This is a genomic window from Butyrivibrio sp., from assembly GCF_017940685.1.
GTDB lineage: Bacteria > Bacillota > Clostridia > Lachnospirales > Lachnospiraceae > Butyrivibrio.
Genome location: NZ_JAGAYD010000054.1, coordinates 1 through 11,305, shown reverse-complemented (window position 1 = coordinate 11,305; position 11,305 = coordinate 1). Strand labels below are relative to the sequence as shown.

Sequence of the window (11,305 nt, the reverse complement as noted above, 5' to 3'; positions counted from 1 at the left end):
CGTTAGACCGTGGATAGCTCTGTTCAGCATCTCTTCAATTGTATTGTGGGTGCTCTTTTGCAGCGCCCAGCCGTTATAAGCGGTTCCGTCATAAGAAACCGTCAGCATAATACGTTTCATATACACCGTGCCATACCGCCCATAATCAAGGCGCTTTCAAGATCACGCAAACATCATTCTGCCCAGCACAATAATGGCTACTATATAAAGAACAATCACTACATATGCAATAAAATCACGCCTCTTGTATATAAGGGGCTTCATCTTGGTCCTGCCTTCGCCGCCGCGGTAGCACCTGGCTTCCATGGCCATAGCAAGGTCATTGGCTCTTCTAAAGGCTGATACAAAAAGCGGAACAAGGAGCGGAATAAGGCTCCTTGCCCTGTTCATAAGTGAGCCGCTCTCAAAATCAGCGCCTCTGGCCATCTGGGCCTTCATGATCTTGTCAGTCTCCTCCATGAGAATAGGAATGAAACGAAGGGCAATTGACATCATCATGGAAATCTCGTGAACCGGAACCTTTATCTTCTTAAGAGGTTTTAAAAGGTCCTCAAGGCCGTCTGTGAGGTTATTGGGGGTTGTTGTCAGAGTCATAAGTGATGACCCTGTAATAAGGAAAACAAGCCTTACACCCATCATGGCAGCCAGGCGGATACCCTCTTTTGTGATCTTGAACTTCCAGAATGTAACAATCGGAATACCTGGCGTCAAAAACAGATTGAACACCATGGTTATCACAAGCAGGAAAAAGATTGTCTTCATGCCCCTGAAAATGAACTTGGGCGGCACGTTGGAGAGTCTTATGCTCAGCAAAAGAAATAATCCTGCAATCACATATCCTATGAAATTTTTAGCTAAAAACAGGGATATTATAAAAGAAAAAGTGGCCACGATCTTAACTCTCGGGTCAAGTCTGTGGATCACAGATTCTGTTCTGTAATATTGTCCCAGTGTTATTTCTCTTAACATCTTCCTAAAGCCTTCAGTATCTCCCTTTTTGCTTCTTTTAAAGTGGTCACATCTGTGTCCACATCAAACCCTGCTTCCTTTAGCTCCTGCATGCAGTACGTCACCTGAGGAGCAGCAAGGCCAATCTCTTCAAGTTCCTTGTAGTGTCTGAACACTTCCTTGGGCTCGCCGTCAAAAGCAACCCTTCCCTTGTTCATGACGATGATCCTGTCAACATAATCTGCCACGTCTTCCATGCTGTGGCTTACAAGGATAATGGTCATTCCAAGCTTCCCGTGAAGGTCCGCTATAAGATTCAGGATATCCTCTCTGCCCTTTGGATCAAGACCGGCTGTGGGCTCATCAAGGATCATTACTTCCGGCTTCATGGCCAGAACCCCTGCTATTGCCACTCTTCTCTTTTGCCCACCTGAAAGGTCAAAGGGTGACTGGTAAAAATACTCATCCTCAAGGCCAACTTCCTTAAGGGCCTCAAAGGCTCGTAGTTCATAGTCTTTCTGGGATAGTCCCAGATTCTTGGGCCCAAAGCACACATCCTTAAAGCAGTCAGTTTCAAACAGCTGATGCTCTGGATACTGGAAAACCAGCCCTACTCTGGCACGCAGGTTCTTTTTATTGTATGAAGGATCATTGATGTCTTCGTTGTTAAAAAAGATCTCGCCGCTTGAAGGCTTAAGCAGGCCATTAAGGTGCTGTATCAGAGTGGACTTACCAGAACCTGTATGACCAATAAGTCCCACAAACTGCCCATCCGGTATCTTAAGGTTCACATCGATAAGAGCCGGACTTGCCATGGCTGTATCTTCGTCATATATGTGATTGACATGATTTACTATTATCGACATTTCTTGAGAGCCTCCACAAGCTCTTTTCTTGTAAGGATCGCATCCGGAAGCGGCACTCCGCTCTGCCTTAGTTCGTGTGCAAGAAGCGTAACCTGAGGAACGCCAAGGCGCAACTCTTTTAGCCTGTCCACCTGGGCAAATATCTCTCTTGGAGTTCCCTCCATGACCACCTTGCCCTTGTCCATGACAAAGACCTTATCCGCATCCACAACCTCTTCCATATAGTGGGTAATAAGGATAATGGTGATGCCTTCCACCTGGTTAAGAGCTCTTGCAGCCCTTATGACTTCGCGCCTTCCGTTTGGGTCAAGCATTGCTGTTGGCTCATCCATGATGATGCACTTAGGATGCATAGCGATGACGCCGGCAATTGATACGCGCTGCTTCTGGCCTCCTGATAAATGGTTAGGTGATGACTTCCTGAACTTGTCCATGCGGACAGCCTTAAGGGATTCATCTACCCTCTCCCAGATCTCATCGGTGGGAACACCCATGTTCTCAGGGCCAAATCCCACGTCCTCCTCAACAACCTGACCGATTATCTGGTTGTCGGGATTCTGGAAGACCATTCCTGCTTCCTGCCTGATATCCCACAGGTGCTCATCGTCCTCAGTGGACATGCCATCTACATGGACTTCACCTTCTGTCGGGTATAAAAGGGCGTTAAAATGCTTGGCAAGCGTAGATTTGCCAGAGCCGTTGTGCCCAAGGACGGCGATAAACTGCCCTGGTTCAACCTTAAGGTCAACTCCGTCAATGGCTCTTGTGATACCCTCTACATTGCCCTCTTCGTCACGCCTTATATATTCAAATACAAGCTTGTCTGTATCTATCATTCTTCCCATAACAGTGCTAATTTTACTAGATTTCAAGGGATAATACAACTTAAAGAACATTTGGCATGTTATAATTTTATTAGTGTTTCATAACAATATCGAAAGAAAGGAAATACACATGGCAAAGATAAAAAACTTCAGAAAATCTTTTAGTGGTGATAGCACATCCCTTCTTGGAGATGTAATGGAGTTTATTGACTCTTCACTTACAAGCCTTGGGCTCAATAAAAAAACTATCCAAAAAGCCGAGCTCATATCTGAGGAGATGATACAAGATCTGGCAAAACACGCTTTTCCCAGATCTGCGCTTAAGGTTCAGGTGATCAAGCGCTTTGGCGAAACCTCTGTCCATCTCTCCATGAATGGTCAGGCTTTTGAACCATATTCAGATAGCGAGTCCATAGATGAAGATGCCAGTGTAGGCGTTATCCGTTCCGTGCTCCTTCGTTCCTATGGAGAGAACTTCAAGTACCGCAACAAAAATAATGTCAACCTTGTGAGGATCGTGGCAGATCAGTCAGCGCAAAAGCTCAATAATTCTGCGCTTTATGCCCTGGCCCTTGGTCTTATCTTTGGCCTCCTGGCGAGAAATCTTTTCCCTCAGTCAGTTAACGAGGCGCTGTGCGGATATCTCCTGGATCCAATAAAAACCTTATTCATGCATGCAATAAAGATAATCGTTGCACCAGTTGTATTCTTTTCTATCGTTTCATGCTTTTCGCAGTTTGGAAGCCTGTCAGATATAGGAAAGCTCGGAAGTAAAGTAATAGGAATGTACCTGCTCACCACAGTTATAGCGGTGTTTGTAGGCCTTTCTGTATTTAATATCATCCAGCCCGGCGAATTTGGTTTTGCTCTTACATCAGGGGTCACTTCACAGGAAGTAAATATTAACACCGATGTGGACACCTCCATAATGTCAACTGTGATGAACATAGTGCCTTCCAATTTTTTGTCACCATTCCTTGAATCCGATACACTTCAGCTGATCTTCCTGGCAATTCTGTGCGGCCTTGCAGTTGGAACCATAGGTCAGTACGCAGCAATGTTAAAAGAGCTTTTTGACGCCCTTAACTCTTTATTCCTTAGCATAACCACGATGATAGCCAAGTTCATACCTGTAGCAGGCTTTGTATCCATTGCCATGCTCATCATCAACCTAAGCGTCGAAAACCTCATGGCAATCTTAAGCGCAGCGCTTGCTCACTGCCTGGCAATCTTCATCATGATCTGTATCTATGGCCTTTTGATCATGGTACTTGGAAGGCTAAACCCCATCAAGTTTTTCAAGAATAACAGGGAAGGCATGATCACCAGCCTTACCCTTTCTTCCAGTTCAGCTTCAGTACCTACTAACATGAGAGTCTGCACCGACAAGATGGGAGTTTCTCCCGTGGTGGCTAATTTCTCGATTCCACTTGGCGCCACAATAAACATGGATGGTGTATGTATCTACCTTACGGTATTTGGCCTGTTCATGGCAAAAGCCTATGGTGTTCCGATCTCACTTCCATCCCTTATCTCTCTTTGCTTTACTATTATTCTTTTATCCCTTGGTGCACCTGGCGTTCCTGGATGTGCACTGATCTGCCTTGGCGTGGTTTTGGAGACACTTAACATCCCAATGGAGGCCCTTGGCCTTATCATTGCAGTAAACCCAATCCTTGACATGTTTGATACAGTGAACAATACTACAGGTGATGTGGCAGCAGCCGTCATCGTCGCCCGAAGCGAAAAAATGCTTGACGTTGAAAAATTTAACAGCTAGAAAGGCTCTATGCATTCATGAATAAAAAGACATTAAAAGACTTTGCCCTGCTTGTGGGAATCGTGGCAGTTGCTGCCATCGGTGCCAGATTCCTTGCCGGGGGAGAGACATTATCAGATTATGCAAAAAAGAATCCCCAGGCAGCAGAAAGTGCTACTGCAGTCGCCACAGAGACTGCTGAAGCACCGTCCAGTGAAGCTACAAAGGAGTCCTCTCAGGTCGCCGAGCCTGCTGGCGCAAAAGAAATCTCTGATGCCGCAACAGAGACCAGTTCCCAGATATCTGACCAGACTTTAGCAAAAGAGTCTGCACAAGCCGATAGTTCCGCAGAAAGCTCATCTTCCGAGACCTCTCCTTCTCCAGAAAGGATCACCTACATGGACGGCTTTTACTTTGAACCGATCTCCAATGAAGTTTTCAAGCGTATCTCAGGCATTTCCTATCCAGTGGACTGCCAGGTGCCCTTAGATGATCTTAGATATGTGGTTTTACAGTATGTGGACTTTAATAACGACCCCCAGACCGGGGAGATGATAGTAAACAAGGCTATCGCCCAGGATGTTGTTGAAATCTTCTATGAACTGTTTGAAAATGGCTATCAGATAGAGAGCATTAAGCTTGTTGATGAATTTGGCGGAGACGACACAGCTTCCATGCTTGCCAACAACACCTCTTCCTTCAACTACCGCGTTGTAGAAGGTACTACGAGGCTGTCTAATCATGCTCTTGGAAGAGCCATAGACCTTAATCCTTTCTACAATCCTTACATCACTTATAACAAAGATGGTTCCACCAACATATCTCCGGTCGGTAGCGAAGCCTATGCTGACAGAACCATCTCTTTTCCCTATAAGATTGACGAAAACGACCTTGCCTATAAGTTATTCAAAGCCCATGGATTTACATGGGGCGGCAACTGGAATTCCTGCAAGGATTACCAGCACTTCGAAAAAAAGTGATATAAGGCCGTTTTAGAGCATTTCAGACCTTAGTGGTCCATTTGGTGCAGTCGATTATTCAACGTTTAAAATACTCATTACAAACTCCTTAAAAAAAGAGAATCCCAAGGATTATAGATCCGGGATTCTCTTAAAATGTGTCACTTTAGCTGGGCAATTAAACCATCTCAAGTACAACCATCATAGCTGCATCGCCTTTTCTCTGACCGATCTTAACGATTCTTGTGTAACCGCCCTTACGGTCTGCGTACTTTGGTCCGTACTCATCGAAAAGCTTTGCTACAAGATCAACTTCCTTTGTGTTTCTCTTTCTTCCTGCCTTCTCAGTAGGAACCTCAGTTACAGGGTAAAGAGTCTTAAGAAGCTGACGTCTTGCGTGCATTCTTGAAGGAAGATCCTTCTTGATCTCTTTCTTAACAGTTGTATACTTTGTAACCTTCTTGCCATCTACAACTTCTTTTACTCTCTTGCCATCCTTGTCCTTCTCAGGAACCTTAGCTTCAACAGTAACTGTCTCGAAGTTGTCCTTCTCCTTAGCTGCAAGAGTGATCATAGGCTCTACGATCTTCTTGATTTCCTTAGCTCTTGCCTCTGTGGTAATGATCTTACCATTGTAAAGAAGTGCTGTTACCTGGTTACGAAGAAGTGCTCTTCTAGGTTTTGTTGCTTTTCCAAGCTTTCTGTACATTGCCATTTTAAATTACTTCCTTTCTCATTTGCAGGTTTCCCCTGCAGTCTACATAAGGAAATGCCCATCGGTCTTACTTTCCAAATGCGGTTAATGTTGCTATGAGAATCCACCAAAGTACACATCGGTTTTACCTTCAATGGAAATCTTTAAATATTGATTATTCGCCGTCCTGTCTAAGTGAAAGTCCAAGCTCATCAAGCTTAGCAAGAACCTCCTCAAGTGACTTACGTCCAAGATTACGAACCTTCATCATATCGTCTGGAGTCTTGTTAGCAAGCTCCTGAACTGTATTGATACCAGCTCTCTTGAGGCAGTTGAATGAACGAACTGAAAGTTCAAGCTCATCAATAGACATCTCAAGAACCTTGCCCTTCTCGTCATCTTCCTTCTCAACCATAACCTCAGCGGTCTTGGCATTCTCAGAAAGATCTATAAAGAGTGAAAGGTGCTCAGAAAGAACCTTAGCTGCAAGGCTTACAGCCTCATCAGGACCAAGTGTTCCGTCTGTGTGAACGTCAAGTGTAAGCTTATCAAAGTCTGTAACCTGACCTACACGAGTATTCTCTACAGTTACGTTTACTCTCTCTACAGGAGTGTAGATAGAGTCAATAGCGATTACGCCGATTGGAAGATCTCCTGACTTATTCTTGTCAGAGCTTACATATCCTCTTCCCTTTGTGATGGTAAGCTCCATGTAAAGCTTAGCATCCTTTCCAGAAAGAGTAGCTATAACCTGGTCAGGATTCATGATCTCAATATCCTGATCAACCTGGATATCTGAAGCCTTAACAACGCCTTCACCGTTGAACTCGATGTAAGCTGTCTTAGGCTCGTTAGTATCAGATGAATTCTTAATTGAAAGGTTTTTGATGTTCATGATGATCTCAGTAACATCTTCCTTAACTCCAGGAATAGATGAGAACTCATGAAGTACACCTTCGATCTTCACCTGACTTACAGCTGCTCCAGGTAATGAAGAGAGCATAATCCTACGAAGGGAATTACCCAGTGTAATACCGTAACCTCTCTCAAGAGGCTCAACTACGAATTTACCATACTTATTATCATCTGAGATTTCAGCAACTTCAATATTTGGTCTTTCAAAATCAAACACTGATATACCCTCCTTATGTGGTTAATAGTTAACAAACTAATTATGATTACTTAGAATACAACTCGACGATAAGCATCTCGTCAACTGGAACATCGATAACTTCTCTTGAAGGAAGCTCCTTGATTGTACCCTGGAGGTTCTCCTTGTTAACATCAAGCCACTCAGGAACGAGTCTGCCTGCTGTGATCTCTGAAATATCCTTGAATCTCTGGATATTCTTTGCTGCTTCTTTAACTTCAATAACATCACCAGCTTTGATGAGGTATGAAGGTACGTTGATTGTCTTGCCATTTACAGTGATGAATTTGTGAAGAACAACCTGTCTAGCTTCTCTTCTTGTTCTTGCAAATCCCATTCTGAAAACTACGTTGTCAAGTCTTGTCTCAAGAATTGTCATAAGGTTTGAACCTGTCTGGCCCTTCATTCTATCAGCTCTGTCATAGTAGTTTCTGAAAGGCTTCTCAAGTACGCCATAGATGAACTTTGCCTTCTGCTTCTCGCGGAGCTGAAGTCCATACTCGCTCATCTTCTTACCAGCTCTTGCTGATGTTCTCTTAGACTTCTTGTCATATCCAAGGAATGTTGGATCAAGATCAAGAGATCTGCATCTTTTTAATACGGGAACTCTGTTTACTGCCATTTTTGGCTCCTTTCTTTTTCTCAGATGCCTTGGCACCTGATGTTGTTTACAATGCTAATTGCACCTTCGTCCAACGAGTTATTGTCAAAAAATAATGTAATATATCTTGCACATGTAACCCGGAACAGGATTGTGATCAAACCCTACGACGCTTAGGTGGTCTGCATCCGTTATGAGGTACAGGTGTTACGTCTGTGATAGATGTAACTGAAAGACCGCATGCAGCAAGAGCTCTGATAGCAGCTTCTCTTCCTGATCCTGGTCCCTTTACAAAAACATCAACTGTCTTAAGGCCGTGAATAAGTGCAGCCTTAGTTGCTGTCTCTGCAGCTACCTGTGCAGCATAAGGAGTAGATTTCCTTGAACCCTTAAATCCCAGACCGCCAGCACTTGCCCAGCTAAGAGCGTTTCCTGCAGCATCTGTCAATGTAACGATTGTGTTATTGAAAGATGACTGGATGTGTGCCTGTCCGTGTTCAACGTTTTTCTTGACACGTTTCTTAGCAGCTGATTTCTTTGCTGCTGATGATTTCTGATTTGCCATTTTAAACTAACCTACTTTCTTCCTATAAATCTTGTTAATCTGTTACTGTTCCCAAACCCGCCATGCTCGCGCTTGGAATATACAAAAGCTACTTAGAATTTTTTCTTCTTGTTAGCGATTGTTCTCTTTGGTCCTTTTCTTGTTCTTGCATTTGTCTTGGTTCTCTGGCCACGGCAAGGAAGTCCTCTTCTGTGACGAACGCCTCTGTAACATCCGATCTCTGTAAGTCTCTTGATGTTCATAGCGATGTCTCTTCTAAGATCACCCTCTACCTCATAGTCACTACCGATAACCTCGGCAATTCTCTTTACTTCTTCGTCTGTAAGATCACGAACACGTGTGTCCGGATTTACTTTTGCCTTTTCGAGAATCTTGTTTGAGCTTGTTCTACCGATACCGTAGATGTATGTCAAACCGATCTCTACTCGCTTATCTCTAGGTAAATCTACACCTGCAATACGAGCCATTTTAATTCCTCCATTAATAAATATAAAATATGATTACTTGAGAAGCTTTACTCCTCATGCTCCAACTCTAGGGAGCTGTTACTTGTTTGATTGGGGCAGTTTAAACGCCCAACCGGACAGTATTTAATCCGATCTTTCCAATACGCAATTTCTTATTGGTATCAAAAAGTAATCCGAAAACGGCTCGAATTAACCCTGTCTCTGTTTGTGCTTAGGGTTGTCACAGATTACTCTGATAACGCCCTTTCTCTTGATAACCTTGCACTTTTCGCACATAGGCTTAACAGAAGACCTAACTTTCATTGTTACTCCTTTCCTGCATGGATAAACAAAAATGCCTTGAAAAAGGGCATAATATGCCCTTCTCATAAAAAGACCGACTTATACTATAGCATAAGCCGGTTCAACACGCAACAGTTTTTTAACAAAAAATCGAATATTATTCTACCCCATCTATGCAATAGCGGGCCTTGCCACCCTCTTTTGCTTTATAGAGTGCTTTATCAGATTTTTCATAGAGCTCTTTAAAGGTCATTCTCTGGGTATCTTCAACAATTCCAATACTGCAGGTAATTCCACTTGCGCCGTCAATCTGCGTTGTCTTAAGTTCGTGAAGCACGCTCCTGCAGCGCCTCTCTGTGTAGCCATCTGGCATGTCACCAAGGACCAGCACCATGAACTCGTCTCCACCTATCCTGCCAATAAGGTCATCCGGGTGGAAGTATCCTTTCAGGATCTCGGAAAAGAGCTTTAGCACCTTGTCACCAGTCTGATGTCCGTAGTGGTCGTTAACATCCTTAAAATCGTCAAGGTCAAATATGAACATTGTGCACTTGGCACCTGCCATCTTTTTTGACAGATACTCATCGCACTTTTCTTCAAAGGACACTTTATTAAGAAGACCTGTAAGAAGATCGGTCTCACTCTTTTTAACAAGCTGCTGACTGTCTTCTCTCCTTGAAAGAGACATGCTGATCATGGAAGCATAGCTGAAATACGAAGCAAACAGCGCCAGAATGGCAACCGTCACATCAAATGTAAACAGCATCCTGCTCTTAAAGTGATAATCAACAATAAGGTAAACTACAATAATGGCCAGCTTAAAAACAAGTCTCACGCGAAGATAGTCAATATACAGTGCAGAAAACATGACCACAGCAAGAGGAAAGAACACGCTCCTTGAATCCCGGTATATAACTGCATCTGCAATAGAAAAAGACAGAATAACGATCCCATAAATAATAAGGCTTATTACTCTGGCCACATCAAAGCTGAATGTCTTCTCTTTCAGAAAATGATTAAATATACAAAAAACAATTAAAAGAACCGCTATTGCGGGAAAGAACTTAAAGTAAGGTGTAACACCATTGGCAAAAGCCAGGGCTATAGCTACAAAAATAATACTGATGAATACAAAAAAAGTCAGCATACCACCGACAACCGCCAGGTTGTCGTGGGCCAACTTCTTTTTATTGGAATCTACAAAGTAGTTATTATCATCATAACTTTCATATAATTTCTCGATCATGTGAAAACCTCTAATTACACTGGCAAATTCAAGATTTATACTAAGCTATGGTCTAATTATATACTATTTATCGTTATTTGTCTTTTATTTATTTATCTCTCCAGATAATTCTTCCCTTTGTGAGATCATAAGGTGAGAGCTCAAGTGTTACCTTGTCACCAGGCAGAATTCTGATAAAGTTCTGTCTGAGCTTACCACTTATATGTGCAAGAACAACATGTCCATTCTCAAGCTCAACCTGGAACATGGTGTTTGGAAGCTTCTCAATTACTTTTCCTTCAATTTCAATTACATCAGCCTTTGACATCTTTTTCCTCCTTAACAATTACAGTGTCAAAACTTCAGGTTCGCCATCCGTGATGGCTATTGTATTTTCGTAGTGTGCAGCAAGAGAGCCGTCAACTGTTACTACTGTCCATTCATCGTCCAGCCAGCCCACATATCTCTCGCCCATGGTTATCATGGGTTCCACACATATGGTCATTCCCTTTTTAAGCCTGGGACCAGGTAAAAACTTTTTAAAGTTCGGTACGATTGGGTCTTCGTGAAGACTTGTTCCAATGCCGTGTCCCGTCAGCTCTCTGACAATGCCATATCCATAAGGCGTAACATAGTCATCGATTGCTCTTGATATCTCATGAAGTCTGTGTCCAGCCTTTGCCTTCTTGATACCTTCAAAAAAGCTTTCTCTGGTAACATCAATGAGTTTTTGAGCCTCGTCAGAAATCTTTCCTACGCCCCATGTCCTGGCAGCATCTGAATGATAACCCTTATATATAAGGCCCGTGTCGAAGGTGACAATATCACCCTCCACAAGGATCCTGTCTTTACTTGGTATTCCGTGAACGACCTCGTCATTCACTGATATGCACACAGAAGCGGGAAATCCCTCATAATCCTTACAGTTGGGTATTCCCCCAAGCCCACGGATCGTCTTTTCACCT

14 protein-coding genes are annotated in these 11,305 nt (G+C 43.3%); 2 read left to right on the top strand and 12 right to left on the bottom strand.

From position 1 onward, the window contains the following. Positions 1-162: 162 nt before the first annotated feature. Genes J6I68_RS04125 through J6I68_RS04115 form a run of 3 tightly spaced genes read right to left on the bottom strand, consistent with a single transcriptional unit; the run spans position 163 to position 2,659 of the window. Positions 163-969 carry an energy-coupling factor transporter transmembrane component T family protein gene (locus tag J6I68_RS04125; protein ID WP_292217709.1) on the bottom strand — a complete coding sequence of 269 codons (807 nt, stop codon included), beginning with the start codon at positions 967-969 and terminating at the stop codon, positions 163-165. Further along, on the bottom strand, positions 963-1,814 hold the full coding sequence (locus J6I68_RS04120; protein ID WP_292217706.1) for an energy-coupling factor transporter ATPase: 852 nt from the start codon (positions 1,812-1,814) through the stop codon (positions 963-965). The genes J6I68_RS04125 and J6I68_RS04120 overlap by 7 nt, the downstream gene beginning before the upstream one ends. Next, complete coding sequence (locus J6I68_RS04115; RefSeq protein ID WP_292203667.1) at positions 1,805-2,659, bottom strand: energy-coupling factor transporter ATPase; 855 nt, start codon at positions 2,657-2,659, stop codon at positions 1,805-1,807. The genes J6I68_RS04120 and J6I68_RS04115 overlap by 10 nt, the downstream gene beginning before the upstream one ends. A gap of 109 nt (positions 2,660-2,768) precedes the next feature. Here J6I68_RS04115 and J6I68_RS04110 point away from each other — a divergent pair, with 109 nt between their 5' ends. Both J6I68_RS04110 and J6I68_RS04105 read left to right on the top strand, forming a co-directional pair. Continuing rightward, positions 2,769-4,418: a dicarboxylate/amino acid:cation symporter gene (locus tag J6I68_RS04110; RefSeq protein ID WP_292217704.1), complete on the top strand. Its 1,650-nt coding sequence runs from the start codon at positions 2,769-2,771 to the stop codon at positions 4,416-4,418. A 17-nt stretch (positions 4,419-4,435) separates the two neighbouring features. Then, positions 4,436-5,377, top strand: coding sequence for a M15 family metallopeptidase (locus J6I68_RS04105; RefSeq protein ID WP_292217703.1), 942 nt, complete (start codon positions 4,436-4,438; stop codon positions 5,375-5,377). A gap of 157 nt (positions 5,378-5,534) precedes the next feature. Here the strand turns inward: J6I68_RS04105 and J6I68_RS04100 are convergent, their stop codons facing one another. The 9 genes from J6I68_RS04100 to map all read right to left on the bottom strand — a co-directional run. Then, positions 5,535-6,071, bottom strand: a complete 537-nt coding sequence (locus tag J6I68_RS04100; protein WP_292203664.1) for a bL17 family ribosomal protein — start codon at positions 6,069-6,071, stop codon at positions 5,535-5,537. A 154-nt stretch (positions 6,072-6,225) separates the two neighbouring features. Continuing rightward, positions 6,226-7,182, bottom strand: a complete 957-nt coding sequence (locus J6I68_RS04095; protein WP_120739768.1) for a DNA-directed RNA polymerase subunit alpha — start codon at positions 7,180-7,182, stop codon at positions 6,226-6,228. 46 nt (positions 7,183-7,228) lie between these two features. Beyond that, positions 7,229-7,822 carry a 30S ribosomal protein S4 gene (gene rpsD / locus J6I68_RS04090; RefSeq protein WP_292203663.1) on the bottom strand — a complete coding sequence of 198 codons (594 nt, stop codon included), beginning with the start codon at positions 7,820-7,822 and terminating at the stop codon, positions 7,229-7,231. 136 nt (positions 7,823-7,958) lie between these two features. After that, entirely contained in the window at positions 7,959-8,366 is a 408-nt protein-coding gene (rpsK, locus tag J6I68_RS04085) for a 30S ribosomal protein S11 (RefSeq protein WP_292203662.1), read from the bottom strand. A 92-nt stretch (positions 8,367-8,458) separates the two neighbouring features. After that, on the bottom strand, positions 8,459-8,833 hold the full coding sequence (rpsM, locus tag J6I68_RS04080) for a 30S ribosomal protein S13 (RefSeq protein ID WP_292217701.1): 375 nt from the start codon (positions 8,831-8,833) through the stop codon (positions 8,459-8,461). A 189-nt stretch (positions 8,834-9,022) separates the two neighbouring features. After that, entirely contained in the window at positions 9,023-9,136 is a 114-nt protein-coding gene (rpmJ, locus tag J6I68_RS04075) for a 50S ribosomal protein L36 (protein ID WP_013280022.1), read from the bottom strand. Positions 9,137-9,272: 136 nt separating this feature from the next. Further along, entirely contained in the window at positions 9,273-10,361 is a 1,089-nt protein-coding gene (locus tag J6I68_RS04070) for a GGDEF domain-containing protein (RefSeq protein WP_292217699.1), read from the bottom strand. An 88-nt stretch (positions 10,362-10,449) separates the two neighbouring features. Beyond that, positions 10,450-10,668: a translation initiation factor IF-1 gene (gene infA / locus J6I68_RS04065; RefSeq protein ID WP_013280019.1), complete on the bottom strand. Its 219-nt coding sequence runs from the start codon at positions 10,666-10,668 to the stop codon at positions 10,450-10,452. An 18-nt stretch (positions 10,669-10,686) separates the two neighbouring features. Then, the coding region (map, locus tag J6I68_RS04060; protein WP_292217697.1) for a type I methionyl aminopeptidase at positions 10,687-11,305 on the bottom strand (619 nt) is incomplete at its 5' end.